Origin of the sequence: Pseudacidovorax sp. RU35E (genome assembly GCF_900156165.1) — a bacterium.
Classification (GTDB): Bacteria; Pseudomonadota; Gammaproteobacteria; order Burkholderiales; family Burkholderiaceae_C; genus Xenophilus.
Genome location: NZ_FTMY01000008.1, coordinates 293,171 through 309,676 on the forward strand (window position 1 = coordinate 293,171; position 16,506 = coordinate 309,676).

Here is a 16,506-nt window from a genome sequence, read left to right on the forward strand (position 1 = left end):
AACGGTCCCGCCCACAGTCAGGTCATTGAACAACGACGCCCGTACGGGCGCATGGACGTGACCATGACCCCTCCCCTGAAAGCTTGGCAGCGCATTGCGCTGCGTGGCGCCTGCACCCTGACGCTGGTTGCAGCAGCCTGGCCTGCCCTCGCGCAATCCGCACCGGACTGCGATGCCCGGCAGGACGCCGCAGCCTGCCGCCGCGAGGCGGGGGCCGCGCGCCAGGAGGCGCAGCGCGGCGGACTCACCACCCCCGCTCAAGGCAACGCGCAGGCCAACGCCACGGCGCGCTGCAGCCTCCAGCCTGCCGCGGAGAGAGCGGACTGCGAGGCGCGCGTCCGTGGCAGCGGCGCCGGTGCCGCCACGACGACGACCACAGAAGGCAGCGTGATGGGCGGCGGAATCATCCGCGAGACGGTCACGACGATTCCCGCTGCTCCGCGCTGAGCGCAGCAGCTTCCGACGCGGGCATGGCCCGCACCCTTTCCCCACCAAACCCTTACCAGGAGCTTTGCCATGAAGAAGACCCTTCGTCATACCGGCTTCGCACTGGCCCTCGCCACCGGGGCCCTGCTTGGGGGCCCCTTTGCCCAGGCGAGCGACAGCAGCAGCTACACGCAGGAACGTGCGATGTGCGGCCACATCCAGCAGGACCGTGCGGCGTGCATCCGCGAGGCAGGGGCTGCCGCACAGGCTGCACGCCAGGGCAACCTGAGCAGCGCCAATGCCAACACCTATCGACAGAACGCGCTCGCGCGATGCCAGCTGCATCAGACGCGCGTCGACCGGGCAGCGTGCGAAGCGCGGGTAACCGGCCAGGGCGACACCACCATCGACGGCAGCGTGCTCGGTGGCGGTCTGATCCGGGAGACGGTCACCACCCTGCCGCCGACCAGCATGCCGCGCTGATCCGCCGTTCCTCTCCACTTTTCCCTCCGTGTTGCCCTGCGCAGCCCGGAGGGTTCGGCATGTGTGGATAAAAGTAAACAATGCGTGGAAGGGCGACACTACAATCCGGCGGTTCCGACAGAGCCCCCGCCCGCATGTTCAAGATTGCAGCCGCCCAGCCGCCTCGATACGCCTCCCGAATCCCGTCGCGTCTGCTGGCCGTGGCGCTCGCCTGTGCGATGCCCTTCGCCGCCGCCTGGGCCGACGAGTACGACAACGTCGAGCAACTCATCCAGCAGCGCAAATTCGATGAAGGGCTTGCGCAGGCGGACAAGTTCCTGCGCGAGAAGCCGCAAGATCTGCAGATGCGCTTCCTCAAGGGCGTCGCCAACCTCGAAGCAGGTCGTCGCCCCGAAGCCATCAACATCTTCGAGCAGCTCACCCGCGACGCGCCCAACCTGCCCGAGCCCTACAACAACCTGGCCGTGATCTACGCCGGTCAGGGTGATTTCGACAAGGCACGCGGAGTTCTGGAGCGCGCGATCCGCACCAACTCCAGCTACGCCACCGCCTACGAGAACCTTGGCGACGTGTACGCGCGCCTGGCCAGCGAGGCCTACGGCAAGGCACTTCAGCTGGACAAGGGCAATGCCGCGGTGCAGCCCAAGCTGGCGGTCATCCGCACCCTCTTCACCACGCCGAGCGCCGCCCTGCTGGCCGGCAACAAAGGTGCGACCACGGTCGCGAAGGCGCCCGCGCCCACACCGGCGCCTGCTCCTGCCCCTGCCGTGGTCGCCAAGGCACCGCCGGCTCCGCCCGCACCCGCGCCCGCTCCAGCCGTCGTGGCCAAGGCGCCCGAACCAGCACCCGCACCCCCCGCCGTGGCGCCGGCGCCCGCGAAGCCACCGGTTGCTGCACCCGCTCCGGCCGCCACCGCCGCGCCCACCCCGGCGCCTGCGCCGGTGCCTGCTGCAGCGCCGGCACCCAAGCCGGCCGAGCCCGCGCCGGCACCCAAGCCGGAGGCGACCAACACGGCACAGACCGAGGTGGCTTCTGCGGTGACCGCCTGGGCCAGCGCTTGGTCCAAGCAGGACATGGACGGCTACCTTGCGTCCTACGCCCCCAACTTCGACCCTGCCGACGGTGCCAGCCGCTCGGCCTGGGAGAAGGAGCGGCGCGCGCGCATCGTGAGCAAGAACAACATCACCGTGCAGGTCGAGGGCCTGAACGTCGATGTGCAAGGCGACAAGGCCACGGCCAAGTTCCGCCAGCGCTACCGCTCCGACCGCCTGAACGTCAGTAGCCGCAAGACGCTGGAGATGCAGCGCGTGCATGGCAAGTGGCGCATCGTGAAGGAAACCGTCGGCGGCTGAGGCCGGCGACATGTAACGCACAGCTTCGACCTTGGCGGACCGTTTCAGCTCCCTCAAGCCCTGTACGGCCTGGCTGCTGGCTGCCGGCCTGATCGTCGCGTCCGTGCCGCTGGCCGCCCAGGCCGCCACCGCGGAGCGGCAGGCCCGAGGCAAGAGCCCCGCCAAGGCGGCGGCGGCTCCCCGCGCCAAGAAGGAGGCGGGCCGCCCCGTTGCCGCGCGCGCCGCCGTGGCGACGCCTGGACGGGCCGCTCAGCGTCGTGCCGAGCGAACCCCGGTGAGATCGGTGGCGAAGGCCGCCGCCATTCCAGCGGCCGCCGCTGCTGCGGCCAGCACCAGCCGCGTGGTGGCGCACCCGCCCGCGATGGGCGGGGTGCAGGCGGCCGCGGAGGCCATCGCGCCGGCCGCCCCGGTGGATGCGGGTCCGATCCTGCAGGCCGGGGGCGCCGCCGAGGCGCAGCTGATCGAGGTCTACCAGCTCTTCGGCCGGGGCGAGACACAGCAGGCGCTCGACAAGGCGCGCGTGCTGGTCAAGTCCTATCCCAACTTCCAGCTGGCACAACTGGTCTATGGCGACCTGCTGGCCACCCGCGTGCCGCCCGGTGCGGCGGCCCGCCCCGACGCCGCAAGCCTCGCACGACTGCGCGGCAACCCGGCGCTGACCGAACTGCACGAAGAGTCGCGCCGCCGCCTGGAGGCCCTGCGCGACCGCCCGCCGCCGGGCACGGTGCCCTCGCAGTTCCTCGCGCTGTCGCAGCGCAGCCGCTACGCGATTGCGGTGGACGCGTCGCGATCGCGCCTGTACCTGCTCGAGAACACGGCCAACGGCCTGCAGCTGGCAGCCGATTACTACATCTCGGTGGGCAAGGCGGGCACGGACAAGCTGGTGGAGGGCGATGCCCGCACGCCCCTGGGCGTGTACTACGTCACCAGCAACCTCGATCCGCGCACGCTCAAGGACTTCTACGGGGCCGGCGCCCTGCCCATCAACTACCCGAACCCCTACGACAACATGCTGGGGCGCACGGGCAGCGGGATCTGGCTGCACGGCACGCCGCCCGAGCAGTTCTCGCGGCCCCCCCAGGCCAGCGATGGCTGCGTGGTGCTGTCCAACCCCGACCTCAAGCAGATCCTGCGCAAGGTGCAGGTGGGAGCGACGCCGGTGGTCATCGCCCGCAAGCTGGACTGGGTGGCGCCGCCCAAGGTGCGCACCCTGGCCGAGCCCTTCGAGACCGCCCTCAGCGCCTGGCTCCAGGCCCGCAGCGGCGGCAACGAAGAGCGGCTGCGCAGCTTCTACGCCACCGACTACCAGCGCGCCAGCCGGCGCGGCCCGGTTTCGGTGCCCATCGACAACGTCCTGCGGCAGGAACTGGCCACGGCCCAGGGCCGCAACATCCAGCTCAAGGACACCTCGGTGCTCATGTGGCACGACAAGCGCGACACGGTGGTCGCCACCTTCGGCGAGGTCGTCTCGGGTGAACGCACCGGCCGCACCCGTCGGCAGTACTGGGTGCGTACGCCGGACAGCTGGAAGCTCTTCCACGAAGACATCCTGGGCTGAGGCCAGGCAGACCGGGCGCAGCGGCCGGTCCATTTCTCCTGGGATGACCAGTCCATCCATGCCGCCGTGAGGCCGGCATCGTCGCGCCGCCGACGGCAACGACGGGTGCTGCCCCCCCGAACAAGGCCTGCAGGCCCTGAAATGCCCCTACGAACAGGGGGTGAACTATTTAGCGTTTTCCCCGGGGTTTGTGGCCGAAACGTCAAAACTGCCGTTACGTAACGCGCGCCGTGACACCTTCGTAACTTGCGCATTTACGTTATGCACCATCTTGGTGCAAGCGAATCCTGGCAAATTTCAAAAAATTTCTCTTTTGATTTCAATGGCTTACGCGGGCTGAATCGTCCATTTGGTCGATGCGTAAAAAAATTTTGCGACCAAGTGGTCAACGTGACACGCGTGACCCGCTTTTCAAATGTGAATACTTCCCTCTTATTGATACAGGAAGTTACTGGAACCTAGCATGAGCTCGCCTTCGGGCACCTGTCCGACAACATTTCTGCGAGGTCAATCATGCAAGCTGCAATCGTTCGTTTTCTGCGCGATGAAGAAGGCGCCACCGCCATCGAGTACGGGATCATCGCGGGCCTGATGGCCCTGGTCCTGGTGGCGATCTTCGGCAACACCGGCATCGTGCGGGACACGCTGAACACCATCTTCACCAACGTCCAGACCGTGGCCACGACCGGTGCGGCCGGCTGACCGCCCGTCCGGGTCCGCACTCTTGCTCGCCAGTTCCCCCGCGCCGGACCATGCAGCCACTCTTCCTGCTCTGGCTGGCCGGTGCGGTGGTCTGCGACCTTCGCTGGCGCAAGGTGCCCAACCTGCTGGTCCTGGCCGGCATGGTGGGCGCCCTGCTCTCGCTGACCTTCGATGCCGCCCTGCCCGGACTGGACTGGCTGACGGCATTGCTCGGCGCGCTCGTCGCCTTCGCCGTGCTCCTGCCCTTCTACGCCCTAGGACTGATGGGCGCGGGCGACGTCAAGTTTGCCGCCGCCCTGGGGTTGTGGCTCGGTCTCGCGCCCCTGGCTCCCATCGCCATCGCCGGCAGCCTGCTGGCCTTCCTCCATGCGCTTGCCGTGCTCGCACTGCGGCGCTGGCCCCTTTCTCCCCGGCTGATGCTGATGCTCTCGGGTCGCACCCCGCAGGGCGTGGCATCGCCCTCGGCTCGGCGGCCCATTCCCTACGCCGCCTACCTGGCGCTGGCCACCTTCGCGTGGCTGGCCTGGCGGGTGCCGCAATGAGCCGGACGCCTTCCGGTCATTCCACCCTCGTCCCGATCTGAACCGCCCGCCCGCCATGCTGCGCTTTTCCAAGATCCTGGCCGTCCTCCTCGTGCTGCTGGCCGTGGCCCTGGCGGTGTACGCCTGGCTGCTCAGCCGCAACCCGGCCCCGACCCGCAAGGTGGCGGCACCGGCCGCGAGCGCTCCGGCCACTGCACCGGCCGCCGCCTTTGCCGTGGTGGTCACGACCAAGTCGGTGGCGGCCGGCCAGCCTATCCCCGCCGACGCCCTGCAGGTGGCCCAGCTGCCCATCGATCCCGCCGGCGCCTTCCGCAGCCCGGCCGACGTGGCCGGGCGCGTGCCGGTGCTGGACCTGGGCGCCGGCACGCCGGTGCTCGAGGCGCAGCTGAGCACCGGCCTCGCCCTCAAGCTGGCCGATGGCGAACGCGCCGTGGCCGTCAAGGTGGACGAGGTCATCGGCGTCGGCAACCGCGTGACGCCCGGCGACTACGTGGACGTGTTCTTCACCCTCAAGGCCGACGGCCGCGACATCGAGCGCAGCCAGGCCCGCCTGCTGATGGCACGCCTGCGCGTGCTGGCCTTCGGCCAGGCCTCCGTCGACGGCGCAGCCAGCCGGGCCGAAGGCAGCAACGGCCGCGTCAACAACGCCTCGGCCGGAGGGCAGCGTGCGGAAGCCCCGCGCACCGCCGTGCTGGCCGTGCCGGTGGCCGATGTGAACCGCCTGGTGCTGGGCGACACCAGCGGCCGGCTGTTGCTGGCCCTGCGCAATCCGGCCGACACGGCCGAGCCCGACCCCCGCCTGTTCGCCTCGCTGCCGCCTGCGCTGCAGCCGCTGTCCGCCGCGCGCGGCGACGAGGCCCGCCCAACGCTGGAAGGCATCGACCGCGCCCAGGCCGGCCTAGCCGTGGAAGACCTGGCCAACGGCGGCGCGCGCACGGCACGCCGGAGCGTGGCGGCTGCGCCGGCCAACCCCGGTGCACGCGCCACCCCCACCGGCCTGGAGGTGGAAGTGATCCGCGGCGACCGTCGCGAGACGGTGCGCTACTGACCGCGCCATGCCCTTTGCCCGCATCGCCCGCACCGCCTGCACCCCACCGACCACCACCATGCGCCTGCGCCCCCTCCGCCTTCCGATCCCTGCCGTGCTGGCCGTGGCCCTGCTTGCCCCCGCGGCCGCGCCGACCGCCCTGGCCCTCACGCCGGCGGACGACCCGGCCCGGCTGGTGCTCACCACCGGCACCCAGAAGGAACTCGTGTTCGACAGCGCCGTCGAGCGCATCGCCATCGCCGACGAGTCGGTGGCCAGCGTCACCGTCGCGCGCCGCACGCCGGGCTCGCCGGCGGCGCGGCTGGTCGTCACCGGCAAGGCCGCCGGCGGTACCTCGCTGATCGTGTGGGAGAAAGGCAGGCCCGCGGGCCGCACCTATGCCATCGAGGTCCAGCGGCGCACCGCCGTGCTCGACGGCAGCAGCGACAGCCTGCCGGCCCACCGCCAGGCACGCGAGACGGCACTGGCGGCCTTTCCCGACAAGGCCACGCTGACCGACCGCTCCAGCGTGCAGGTGAAGAGCCACACGGTGCAGGTCGACGTGAAGGTGGTGGAGTTCAACCGCAGCGTGCTCAAGCAGGCCGGCCTCAACATCTTCAGCACGCGGGCCAACTCGCACGGCTTCAGCTTCGGCGTGTTCACGCCCACCTCGCTCAAGAGCACGACCTACAACACCGACGGCTCACTCGGCACCGACGCCAACAACCCGCTGTCGCAGGCCTTCAACCTGCTGTTCAACTTCGGCCGCGCCGGCATCGGCCTGAACGTGGGCTTCCTCGAGGGGAACGGCCTGGCCCGGGTGCTCGCCGAGCCCACGCTGGTGGCCCTTTCCGGGCAGAGCGCCAGCTTCCTGTCGGGTGGCGAACTGCCCATCCCGGTGCCGCAGGGGCTGGGCACCACCTCCATCGAATACAAGCCCTTCGGCATCGGCCTGACGCTCACGCCGACGGTGCTGGGCGACGACCGCATCGCACTCAAGGTGGCGCCCGAGGCCAGCGACCTGGACTACGCCAACGCCCTGAGCCTCAACGGCGTGCCGGTGCCCGCCATCACCACCCGCCGTGCCGACACCACGGTGGAACTGGGCGACGGCGAGAGCTTCATCATCGGCGGGCTGGTCAGCCGCAGCACCAGCTCCAACGCCGACAAGGTGCCGCTGCTGGGCGACCTGCCGGTGCTGGGCAGCTTCTTCAAGCAGAACCGCTACCAGATGAGCGAGAAGGAACTGGTGATCGTGGTCACGCCGCACCTGGTGCGGCCCATCGCCCGCGGCACCGATCTCACGCCCTACCTGCCCGGCGCCAACGAGCAGCGCGACGGCCCCGTGTGGCGCTCGATCTTCACCGGCAACGTGCCCGGCAGCACGACCCTGCCGGGCTTCTCGCGCTGAGCTCTTCGTGATCGACGAGACCGCCATGAACGCCCCGCGCGACCGCTTTCCCGATGCCGGCACGGCCACCTATGTGTTCGTATGCGCCGACCCGGCCCGCGTGGCCTGGATGACCGATGCCCTGGCCGGCGAAGGCGTGGTGGTGCCGCTGCGCAGCGGCATGGGCATCGAGGAGCGCATCGGCATGCTGTCGCCGCAGGCGGTGCTCATCGACTTCGGTGCGGGCGCGGCCGACGATGCCACGGCCCTGCTGCAGCGCCTGCGCCAGGACTGGCCGGCGCTGCCGGTGGCCGCCGCCGGCCTGGCCACCGACCCCGCCGCCACGCTGGGCGCCCTGCGCGCCGGCGTGGACGACTTCATCGACCTGGCCGGTGCACCGTCGGATGCCCAGGCCACCCTGCGTGCGCTGATGCAGCGCCGTGCCGCCACGCAGCGCAGCGTACGCGGCGGCACATTGGCCCTGCTGGGTGCCCGCGCCGGCGTGGGCACCACCACGCTGGCCGCGAGTCTGGCGCTGGTGCTGCAGGAGCAGTTGGGCGATGCAGGCACGCCACCGCGCACCGCCGCCGCCGCGCAGCGCCGCGGCGTCGCCCTGCTCGACCTGGGCCTGCCTGCGCGCGACGGCCTGCTCTACCTGGACACGCCCAGCGAATTCAGCTTCGTCGACGGCGTGCGCAACCTGCGCCGCATCGACCCCACGCTGCTGCAGACCGCCCTGGCCCACCACGACAGTGGCGTGGCCCTGCTGCCGCTGCCCGCCAGCCTGACGCAGGTGCGCGAGATCTCGCATGCCGACTCGGCCCAGCTGATCCGCCGGCTGGCCGACTTCTTCGACCTGCAGGTGGCCGACCTGGGCGGCTTCTCGTCGGTGGACTTCATCGCCCAGACGGCCCGCGAGGCCGAGCGCGTGTGGGTGGTGTGCGACCAGAGCATCGGCGCCATCGTCTCCACCGCCGCGCTGCTCAAGGACCTGAAGGCCAAGGGCGTGGACCTGAAGGACTTCGCGCTGGTGGTCAACAAGTTCGACAGCCATGTGGAGCTGTCGGCGCGCGAGATCGCGGCGCGGCTCGAACTGCCGCTCGCCCATGTGGTGCCGGCGCGCGCGGCGGCGCTCAATGCGGCCGCCAGCCGTGGCGAGATGCTGGTGCGCACCGCGCGCAGCGATGCCTACACCCAGGCGGTGGTCGCCATGGCGCGCAGCCTGCGCGAGGCACTGCCCGGCGGCGCAGCCGTCGCCCACGCGCCGCGTGGCGCTTCCGCGACGCCCGCCCGCTGGCGCGCCCTGGGCAAGCAGATCGGCAGCCTGTGGAAGAAAGAGGGTTGAGCGCCATGTCCCCCGACATCCAGTTCGCCGACGACGACCAGGCCTTCGTCGGCTCCCAGCAGTTCCAGGACATCAAGAACTGGACCCACGAGCACCTGCTCACCCGCATCGAGGAGCTGGGCGCCGAGTTCGGCCGCTGGTCGCGCGCCTCGATCCAGCAGTTCGTGGAGCTGGAGCTCGACAGCTTCGTTCGGCTGCAGCGCGTGCCCATCAACGAGCGCGAGATCCAGCTGGTGGCCGATGCGCTCACCAAGGAGCTGGCCGGCCTCGGCCCGCTGGAGGACCTGCTGAACGACCCGGCCGTCGAGGACGTGCTGATCAACGGCCACAAGAACGTCTACGTCTCGCGCCGCGGCATCCTCACGCGCGAGCAGATCCGCTTCTCGGACGACGAGCATGTGCTGCGCATCGTGCGCCGCATCCTGTCGCCGCTGGGCCGGCGGCTGGACGAATCGAACCCCATGGTCGATGCGCGCCTGCCCGACGGTGGCCGCATCAACGCGGTGATCGAGCCGCTGGCGCTGGACGGCATGTCGGTGTCGATCCGCAAGTTCCGCAAGGACCCGCTCACGCCGGCCGAGCTGGTCAAGCTCGGCACCTTCGACGCCGGCATGGCACAGGTACTGGAGATGGCGGTGCGTGCGCGCTGCAACATCCTGGTCTCGGGCGGCACCAGCTCGGGCAAGACCTCGCTGCTCAATGCGCTGACCACCTTCATCCCCGACACCGAGCGCGTCATCACCATCGAGGACACGGCCGAGCTGTCGCTGGCCAATGCGCATGTGGTGAGGCTCGAGAGCCGCCAGGGCGGCTTCGATGGCGCGGGGCTGGTGTCCATCCGCGACCTGCTGCGCAACAGCCTGCGCATGCGGCCCGACCGCATCATCGTGGGCGAGGTGCGCGGCGCCGAGGTGATCGAGATGCTGCAGGCCATGAACACGGGCCACGACGGCTCGATGGGCACCATCCACGCCAGCTCGCCGCGCGAATGCATCTACCGGCTGGAGATGCTCGCGGGCTTCGCGGGCTACCAGGGCAGCGAGGTCAGCCTGCGCCGGCAGATCGCCAGCGCCATCGACTTCATCGTGCAGATCGGCCGACTCTCGGGCGGGCAGCGGCGCATCCTCTCGCTGTCGGAGGTGACGGGCGTGAACGACAACGTGGTGGCCATGCAGGAGCTGTACCGCTACGAGCCGCAGGTCGGTCCGGATGGCGAGGAGCGCGACCGCTGGGTGTCGCTGGGCATCGCCCCGCACTCGCCCAAGATCGCGCGGCTGCGCCAGACCATGGCCCGCAATGCGCCAGGCGGGGCGGAGGGCCGCCGTGGCTGAGTCGCCGCGCATCGGCCTGCTGCTGCTCGCGGCACTGGCCCTGATGCTGGCCGCCGCCGGCCTGCTGCTGTGGCAGTGGGCGGCGACGCGCCAGGGCCGCGCCGCCGCCGCCCGCCACCTGGGCGAGCAGCTCGCAGGCCTGGCCGCCGACGGCGATGCCCCGCGACGCGCGCGGCCTGCGCCGCTGTCGACGCCGGCCAGTGCGCTGCCGGTGGCGGCCGCACCCACCGACGGCACGCTGGTCGACCCCTGGGCCGCGACGGCCGAGCTCGCCACCGCGGCCAACGCATCCAGCCGCCATCGCCTGGACGAGCTGCTGCCGCCGTGGCTGCAGGGAGCGCTCTCCGCGCCGCAGCTGGGCCTGGGCATGCTGGCGCTGGCGATCCTGCTTGCGTTGGCGGGGCTGTTCGCGTCGGGGCCGGGCGTGGTCGCCGCACTGGCGGTGCTGCTGCCGCTGTCGGCCTTCTTCCTCTGGTGGCGGGTGCAGAAGTTCCGCCGCCGGCTGGTGGGCCAGCTGCCCGGCTTCATCGATGCGATGGTGCGGCTCATCACCGTGGGCAACTCCACGCAGGCGGCCTTCCAGCTGGCCATTCCGAGCGCGCGCGAGCCGCTGCGGGCCTACCTGGAACGCACGGCCGGCCTGGTGCGCGCCGGCGTGGACCTGGACCGCGCGCTGGCACAGACGGCCGAGAGCGTGCGCGTGCAGGAGCTGCACCTGATGGCCGCCGTGCTGGGCCTGGGCGTGCGCTACGGCGGCCGCGCCGACCTGCTGCTGGAGCGGCTCGCGCACTTCATCCGCGACCGCGAACAGGCCGACCATGAGCTGCAGGCGCTGTCGGCCGAGACCCGGCTGTCGGCCTGGATCCTGGGCCTGCTGCCGCTGATCGTGGGCGGGCTGATCGTGGCCAACAACCCCGACTACTTCCTGCGCATGTGGCACGACGGCACGGGCCGCATGATGGTCTTCGGCGGCGCCGGCCTGCAGCTGCTGGGCGCGGTGCTGCTCTACCGGGTGGCGAGGCTGTGATGTCGCAGCTGAACCCCACCCTGCTGGCCGCCCTGAGCGTGGCCGTGCTCGCCCTGGGGCTGCTGGTGCTTGGCGCCGCCCTCATCACCGCCGAGCTGCGCCGCCTGCGCCACGAGCGGGCGCTCGACCGCGCCATGGCCCATGGGGCCAGCCTGAGCCAGGCCGGCGACCCCAGCCTGCACGCACCCCTGGGCGCACCCGGCGCCAGCGACCTGCCCGTGCACTGGCTGGACACGCGCCTCGGCCGCGCGCTGGTGGCCAACGAGGACCGGCGCCTGATCGACCAATGCGGCTTCCCGCCCGTGCGGGCGCAGCTCATCTTCCTGCTGCTGCGCCTGGGCCTGGCGCTGCTGCTGCCGGTCGTGGTCTACATGGCCTGGGCGGGCAGCCAGACGCCGAGCAAGGCCATCGCCGGTCTGGCCTTCGGCTTCACACTCGGCTTCATGGGCCCGAAGTGGCTGCTGGCGCGGCGCGCGGCCGACCGGCGCGAGCAGGTGGCGCAGGAGCTGCCGCTCTTCGTCGATCTGCTGCGCCTGCTGCAGGGCGTGGGCCTGAGCCTGGACCAGAGCCTGCAGATCATGGCCACCGACTTCCACCACGTGCTGCGCGTGCTGGGTTACGAGCTGGGCATCGCCAACCGGCAATACGCCCAGGGCCGCACCCGCGAGCATTCGCTGCAGCGCCTGGCCACGCTGCACGGCAACGAAGACCTGGCCAGCCTGGTGCTGCTGCTGGTGCAGGTGGACCGCCACGGCGGTGCGGTGCAGGAGCCGCTGCGCATCTTCAGCGAGAGGCTGCGCGAGCGCCGCCGCATGGAGATGAAGGAACGCATCGGCCGGATCACCGTGAAGATGACCGTGATCATGGTCACTACGCTGCTGCCGGCACTGCTGGTGGTCACGGCAGGGCCCGGCTTTCTCGCCATCGTCCGTTCGGTCGGGAGCATGAGATGACACCCCATACGCCTTTGCGCATCGCCCCAGTCCTGCTGTGCCTGGGCCTTGCAGCCTGCGGCAGCACGCCGCGCTCGGAATACCCCGGCGCCGATGCCGCTCGCGAGCGGCAGAACCAGCAGGCGGCGGCAGATGCCGGCACCGAGGGCGCAGGCGCCATCGACAGCACGGGCACCTATCTGCGCTTGGTCGAGCGCATGCAGCAGGACGGCCTGTGGTTCGCCTCGCTGGCCCACGTGGATGCGCTGGAGGCGCGCCATGGCGTGACGCCGGCCTCGACGCGCCTGCGCGCCGACGCGCTGCGCCAGACCGGGCAGGACGCCGCCAGCGCCGCCGCCTACCGGCGCCTGGTGGGCACGCCGCTCGAAGCGGCCGGCTACCACGGCCTGGGCCTGCTGGCGGGCGGCAAGGGCGACTTCGCCGAGGCCGCGCGCCTGATGGAGCAGGCCCGCCGCAGCACGCCCACGGACGGCCTGCTGCTGAGCGACCTGGGCTATGCGCTGCTGCGCGCCGGCCGCACCGAGGCCGCGCGCGTCCCCTTGATGCAGGCGGCCCAGCTGCGCCCGGACCAGCCGCAGGTGCAGGCCAACTTGGCGCTGTACCTGGAAGCCAGCGGCCGTGCGGATCAGGCCGGCGCGCTGATGGATGCGCAGCGCCTGCCCGCGGCCAGCCGCGAGGCCATCCGCCAGGCCGCGCGCGAGCTGGCCGGCGGCGCGGCGCCCACGGCCAGTGCCGACCTGCCCGCCGGCTTCGCGTCCGGCGGCCTGGCCCTGCGCACCGCCACCCGCGCCAGCCTGCCGCGCAGCACAACGATCACCACCACGGGCACCACCGCCAGCGCCGAACGCGCGGGCCTGGGCACCGAATCCGGGAGAACGCCATGAACACGACCCCTTTGCTTGCCCTGCTCGCGCTGGGCAGCCTGTGTGCTGCGGGCGCACAGGCGCAGACCCCGCCCGCCGGCGCCGCCCCGCCGGCCGCGCAAAGCCGGCAGGTGACGCCCGTGCAGGTGTCGCCGGCGGTCTCCGTCGCTGCGGCACCCCAGGCCATGCCGATGGCCGAACCGGCACCGACCGCCACCGAAGCCGGGGCCGCGACCGACCAGGCCGCACTGCCGGTCGGCGCGGCCACGCAGCGGCTGCTGGCCCTGCAGCGGGGGGGCACGCTGGCCTCGTCCACGCCGCGGCCCATCCCGGGCGAGGTGGCGCACCGCAGCTACGAGCGCTACCTGAACAGCTTCAACCATCCGATCCCCGACCGTTACGGCTCCTCGGTGTCGGTGCGTCCGGGCGGTGCCGCCACGGGCACCGGGGCATCCACGGGCCTGGGCCGCTGAACGCCCTGCCATGACCCAGCCCCGCCGCTCCCGCACCCCCGGCGCCCCGGGGCGCTGCACGCATCGCCAACGCGGCGCCTACTCGCTGGAGTACGCGATGGTGTTCCTGCTCTTCTTCGCGCTGATCTACACCATCGTCTGTTACGCCATCGTGTTCAGCTTCCGCTTCGGACTGCAGAACGCCGCCGAGGACGGCGCACGGGCCGCCCTGCGCTACCAGCCCACGCTGGCGGCCCGGCAGGCCGCGGCCCGCGCCGAGGCTGCCCGCAAGGTCACCGTCTGGCTCCCGGTGCCGCCGGCGGTGGACTCGCGGATCGTGTACGAGAACGGCAGCAGCTGCGATGCGCAACTGGCCAACCGCTGCAGCATCGAGGTCACGGTGAGCGCGCCCGACCTGCACACGGTGCTGCCGCCCTTCCCCGACTTCGCCCTGCCCAACGACGTGGCCGCCCAGGCGCGGGTGCTGCTCGACGGGAGGTCGCTGTGAGGCGACGCCCGACCGCCCGACGCACCGGCCAGGCCGGGGTGGCGGCCATCGAGTTCGGCCTGGTGTTCATCGGCCTCTTCACCCTGCTGTATGGACTGGCCACCTTCGGCTCGGTGTTCTACACGCGGCACCAGATCACCCGCGCCGCCGAGGACGGTGCGCGCGCCGTGTCCATGTACGGCGCGCCGACGGAAGCGCAGATCCAGGCCGTGGTGCGCAGCTCGCTGGCGCTGCCGCTGTCGACCGCCACGGGCCTGGAGATCAGCGCCACCACGGCGTCGGATCCGGTGGTGGTGACGGTGCGCTTTCCCTACCGGCCCAATGCCGTGCTGCCGGTGCTGCCGCTGGCGGACCGTTTCGTGCCGGACACGCTGCAGGCCCGCGCCAGCGCGGCGCGACCGTCGTGACATGACGCATCCGGCGCGCCGCCCGCTCCAACGTCCGGCCGCACTCGCGCGGTCGGCGAGGCGGCGTGCGGGCGCCCGACGGCAGCGCGGCTCGATCGCGATCAACGCCACGCTGGCGCTCGCGGTGCTGATCGTCGGGCTGCTGGCGCTCGAACTCGGCTACCTGCTGCTGACCAAACGAGAGTTGCAGAAGGCCGCCGACCTGGCCGCGCTGGCCGGGGCGCAGCAGGTGCAGCCCACGAGCTGCGCGGCGGCCCGGCAGACGGCCCTGGCCAATGCCAACGGCAGCGGCATGCAGGACGGCCAGCGCAACCTGCCGCGCGGCTTCAGCCTGGCGGCCGGGGACATCGAATGCGGCCGCTGGGAGGCCACGTCCACCGACCCCACCGGCCGCCGCTTCGAGCCCGGCACCCAGCCCTTCAACGCCGTGCGCGTGGCGATGCAACGCACCCCGGCGCTGATGCTGCCGGCCCTGCCCGGCAACAGCGCCGCCCCGCTGACGGTGGAGGCCATCGCGGCACGCCAGCAGCCGCAGGCGGCGCTCTCCATCCGCAGCACGCTGCTGACGGTGGACACCCAGCGCTCGGTGCTGCTCGACGCCCTCGTCGGCGGCCTGCTCGGCGGCTCGGTCAACCTGGGCGTGGGCGGCTGGAACGGCCTGCTGCAGACCGACGTGCAGCTGCTGCGCTACCTCGACGCCCTGGCGGTGGACCTGGGCGTGAGCGCGGGTGACTACGACCGCCTCCTGGCCACCGATGCCTCGGTGGGCACGCTGATGGGTGCGGCCATCACCGCGCTACAGGGCGGCGGCGGCGCCGGGGCGCCCGGCACGCTCGATGCCTCGCTTACCGCCCTCCGCGCCCTGCAATTGGCGGCCCAGGCCGCGCCCGCCCTGCCGCTGGTCAAGCTGGGCGAACTGGTGTCGGTACAGAGCGGCACGCCTGCCGCCGGGCTGGAGGTGCCCGTGCAGCTCTTCCAGCTGGTCGAGGCCGTGGTGCAGGCGGCCAACAGCAAGAGCGCGGTCTTCGCGTCGGTACCCGTGTCGCTACCAGGGCTGGGCACGGTGACCGTCAAGACCAAGGTGGTCGAGCCGGCGCAGATCACGGCCATCGGCAACCCGGCGCTGGCCCGCCTGGACCCGATGGGTGCGGACCGCATCTTCGTGCGCACGGCGCAGGTGCGCACCCTGGTCTCGGTCGAACTGGGTGGCCTGCTGGGCACGGTCAATTCGCTGCTCGACACCGTCAACGGCCAGATCGCACCGCTGACCAGCTTCATCAACGGGGTGCTCAACCTCAACCTGGTGGCGGCCATCGGCAACTTCCTTGGCGGGCTGGTGTGCCCGCTGCTCGGTCCGTGTCCGTCGGCCGAGGCACTGTCGGTGCGCATCGCCCCCAGCCCGCGCATCGACCTGGGCCTCGGCGTGGGCGGCGGCCGCGCCCATGTGAGCGACTACGGCTGCGCCAGCAGCGATGCCAAAACGCTCACCGTGCCCGCATCCACGGCGGTGGGCGAGGTGCAGGTGGGCAGCTTCGGCAGCACGCAGGCCGCGGCGGACAGCGCCTTCTTCTCCTCCGCCGAGATTCCGCAGGCGACCGCCGTGTCGATCCTGGAACTCGGCCGCCGCACGGTCCGGCCGGACAGCTGCCTGCTCAACCTGTGCTCCGGCCTGCGCTGGAAGAAGGGCAGCACCTGGGTGACCGATCCGAAGCAGTCGGACTTCACGCTCGAATCGGCGCTGGGCCTGCGCGCCGACACCACCGCCGTGGGCGGCAGCCAGACCCTGCAGTACGCCGCACCGGTGGCGGCCAACCTGCCCGAGATCGATGCCGCGGTGCCGGCCTACCAGTCGATCTCGTCCACCGGCGTGATCGGCAGCCTGTCGAACACGCTCGCCAAGGTCGACATCCAGCCCTACCGCAGCACCAGCAGCGGCACGCTGGGCAATCTGCTCTTCGGTACGGCCAGCCTCATCAACGGCCTGCTCGGCTCGCTGCAGACAGTGATCAGCGGACTGCTGTCGCCGCTGCTCGATCCGCTGCTGGACTTCCTGCTGGACACGCTGGGCATCGACATCGCCACCACCGAGGTCGGCGCGCGCCTGAGCTGCCGCCGCGGTGCCGAACTGGTCTTCTGAATC

The 16,506-nt window shown here is 71.6% G+C and carries 17 protein-coding genes; all 17 read left to right on the forward strand.

Annotated features, from left to right (window positions below; all coding sequences use genetic code 11):
• The first annotated feature begins 51 nt into the window (after positions 1 to 51).
• The 17 genes from BXA03_RS16560 to BXA03_RS16640 all read left to right on the forward strand — a co-directional run bounded on the left by BXA03_RS16560 (position 52) and on the right by BXA03_RS16640 (position 16,503).
• On the forward strand, positions 52 to 447 hold the full coding sequence (locus BXA03_RS16560; RefSeq protein WP_369822433.1) for a hypothetical protein: 396 nt from the start codon (positions 52 to 54) through the stop codon (positions 445 to 447).
• Positions 448 to 516: 69 nt separating this feature from the next.
• Positions 517 to 909 carry a hypothetical protein gene (locus BXA03_RS16565; protein WP_076509780.1) on the forward strand — a complete coding sequence of 131 codons (393 nt, stop codon included), beginning with the start codon at positions 517 to 519 and terminating at the stop codon, positions 907 to 909.
• A 134-nt stretch (positions 910 to 1,043) separates the two neighbouring features.
• Entirely contained in the window at positions 1,044 to 2,261 is a 1,218-nt protein-coding gene (locus tag BXA03_RS16570) for a nuclear transport factor 2 family protein (RefSeq protein WP_076509782.1), read from the forward strand.
• Positions 2,262 to 2,292: 31 nt separating this feature from the next.
• Positions 2,293 to 3,819, forward strand: coding sequence for a L,D-transpeptidase family protein (locus BXA03_RS16575; protein ID WP_234983711.1), 1,527 nt, complete (start codon positions 2,293 to 2,295; stop codon positions 3,817 to 3,819).
• 513 nt (positions 3,820 to 4,332) lie between these two features.
• Positions 4,333 to 4,521: a Flp family type IVb pilin gene (locus BXA03_RS16580; RefSeq protein WP_076509784.1), complete on the forward strand. Its 189-nt coding sequence runs from the start codon at positions 4,333 to 4,335 to the stop codon at positions 4,519 to 4,521.
• A 50-nt stretch (positions 4,522 to 4,571) separates the two neighbouring features.
• Positions 4,572 to 5,063, forward strand: a complete 492-nt coding sequence (locus BXA03_RS16585; protein ID WP_076509786.1) for an A24 family peptidase — start codon at positions 4,572 to 4,574, stop codon at positions 5,061 to 5,063.
• Positions 5,064 to 5,118: 55 nt separating this feature from the next.
• Complete coding sequence (cpaB, locus tag BXA03_RS16590; protein ID WP_076509788.1) at positions 5,119 to 6,111, forward strand: Flp pilus assembly protein CpaB; 993 nt, start codon at positions 5,119 to 5,121, stop codon at positions 6,109 to 6,111.
• Between the two features lie 7 nt (positions 6,112 to 6,118).
• A complete protein-coding gene (locus tag BXA03_RS16595) occupies positions 6,119 to 7,501 on the forward strand; it encodes a type II and III secretion system protein family protein (protein WP_076509790.1) in 1,383 nt (460 codons plus the stop codon).
• A gap of 25 nt (positions 7,502 to 7,526) precedes the next feature.
• Positions 7,527 to 8,825: an AAA family ATPase gene (locus BXA03_RS16600; protein ID WP_076509893.1), complete on the forward strand. Its 1,299-nt coding sequence runs from the start codon at positions 7,527 to 7,529 to the stop codon at positions 8,823 to 8,825.
• 5 nt (positions 8,826 to 8,830) lie between these two features.
• Positions 8,831 to 10,156: a CpaF family protein gene (locus tag BXA03_RS16605; protein ID WP_076509792.1), complete on the forward strand. Its 1,326-nt coding sequence runs from the start codon at positions 8,831 to 8,833 to the stop codon at positions 10,154 to 10,156.
• Complete coding sequence (locus tag BXA03_RS16610; protein WP_234983712.1) at positions 10,149 to 11,183, forward strand: type II secretion system F family protein; 1,035 nt, start codon at positions 10,149 to 10,151, stop codon at positions 11,181 to 11,183. Before BXA03_RS16605 ends, BXA03_RS16610 begins: the two co-directional genes overlap by 8 nt.
• Positions 11,183 to 12,136: a type II secretion system F family protein gene (locus tag BXA03_RS16615; protein WP_083716127.1), complete on the forward strand. Its 954-nt coding sequence runs from the start codon at positions 11,183 to 11,185 to the stop codon at positions 12,134 to 12,136. The genes BXA03_RS16610 and BXA03_RS16615 overlap by 1 nt, the downstream gene beginning before the upstream one ends.
• Positions 12,133 to 13,020 carry a tetratricopeptide repeat protein gene (locus BXA03_RS16620; protein WP_143476339.1) on the forward strand — a complete coding sequence of 296 codons (888 nt, stop codon included), beginning with the start codon at positions 12,133 to 12,135 and terminating at the stop codon, positions 13,018 to 13,020. Before BXA03_RS16615 ends, BXA03_RS16620 begins: the two co-directional genes overlap by 4 nt.
• Entirely contained in the window at positions 13,017 to 13,472 is a 456-nt protein-coding gene (locus BXA03_RS16625; RefSeq protein ID WP_076509798.1) for a DUF3613 domain-containing protein, read from the forward strand. The genes BXA03_RS16620 and BXA03_RS16625 overlap by 4 nt, the downstream gene beginning before the upstream one ends.
• Before the next feature lie 10 nt (positions 13,473 to 13,482).
• Positions 13,483 to 13,959 (forward strand): TadE/TadG family type IV pilus assembly protein, encoded by a 477-nt coding sequence (locus BXA03_RS16630; RefSeq protein ID WP_076509800.1) that lies wholly within the window; start codon positions 13,483 to 13,485, stop codon positions 13,957 to 13,959.
• Positions 13,956 to 14,366: a TadE/TadG family type IV pilus assembly protein gene (locus BXA03_RS16635; protein ID WP_076509802.1), complete on the forward strand. Its 411-nt coding sequence runs from the start codon at positions 13,956 to 13,958 to the stop codon at positions 14,364 to 14,366. The genes BXA03_RS16630 and BXA03_RS16635 overlap by 4 nt, the downstream gene beginning before the upstream one ends.
• 1 nt (position 14,367) lies before the next feature.
• Positions 14,368 to 16,503 carry a TadG family pilus assembly protein gene (locus BXA03_RS16640; RefSeq protein ID WP_076509804.1) on the forward strand — a complete coding sequence of 712 codons (2,136 nt, stop codon included), beginning with the start codon at positions 14,368 to 14,370 and terminating at the stop codon, positions 16,501 to 16,503.
• Positions 16,504 to 16,506 lie beyond the last annotated feature (3 nt).

Excerpts from the sequence above, each read along its gene's own strand:
- BXA03_RS16570 (WP_076509782.1), top strand. The coding sequence starts at position 1,044 with ATGTTCAAGATTGCAGCCGCCCAGCCGCCTCGATACGCCTCCCGAATC.
- BXA03_RS16600 (WP_076509893.1), top strand. The coding sequence starts at position 7,527 with ATGAACGCCCCGCGCGACCGCTTTCCCGATGCCGGCACGGCCACCTAT.
- BXA03_RS16595 (WP_076509790.1), top strand. The coding sequence starts at position 6,119 with ATGCCCTTTGCCCGCATCGCCCGCACCGCCTGCACCCCACCGACCACC.
- BXA03_RS16580 (WP_076509784.1), top strand. The coding sequence starts at position 4,333 with ATGCAAGCTGCAATCGTTCGTTTTCTGCGCGATGAAGAAGGCGCCACC.
- BXA03_RS16625 (WP_076509798.1), top strand. The coding sequence starts at position 13,017 with ATGAACACGACCCCTTTGCTTGCCCTGCTCGCGCTGGGCAGCCTGTGT.
- BXA03_RS16615 (WP_083716127.1), top strand. The coding sequence starts at position 11,183 with ATGTCGCAGCTGAACCCCACCCTGCTGGCCGCCCTGAGCGTGGCCGTG.
- cpaB (WP_076509788.1), top strand. The coding sequence starts at position 5,119 with ATGCTGCGCTTTTCCAAGATCCTGGCCGTCCTCCTCGTGCTGCTGGCC.
- BXA03_RS16620 (WP_143476339.1), top strand. The coding sequence starts at position 12,133 with ATGACACCCCATACGCCTTTGCGCATCGCCCCAGTCCTGCTGTGCCTG.
- BXA03_RS16640 (WP_076509804.1), top strand. The coding sequence starts at position 14,368 with ATGACGCATCCGGCGCGCCGCCCGCTCCAACGTCCGGCCGCACTCGCG.
- BXA03_RS16605 (WP_076509792.1), top strand. The coding sequence starts at position 8,831 with ATGTCCCCCGACATCCAGTTCGCCGACGACGACCAGGCCTTCGTCGGC.
- BXA03_RS16565 (WP_076509780.1), top strand. The coding sequence starts at position 517 with ATGAAGAAGACCCTTCGTCATACCGGCTTCGCACTGGCCCTCGCCACC.
- BXA03_RS16560 (WP_369822433.1), top strand. The coding sequence starts at position 52 with ATGGACGTGACCATGACCCCTCCCCTGAAAGCTTGGCAGCGCATTGCG.
- BXA03_RS16630 (WP_076509800.1), top strand. The coding sequence starts at position 13,483 with ATGACCCAGCCCCGCCGCTCCCGCACCCCCGGCGCCCCGGGGCGCTGC.
- BXA03_RS16585 (WP_076509786.1), top strand. The coding sequence starts at position 4,572 with ATGCAGCCACTCTTCCTGCTCTGGCTGGCCGGTGCGGTGGTCTGCGAC.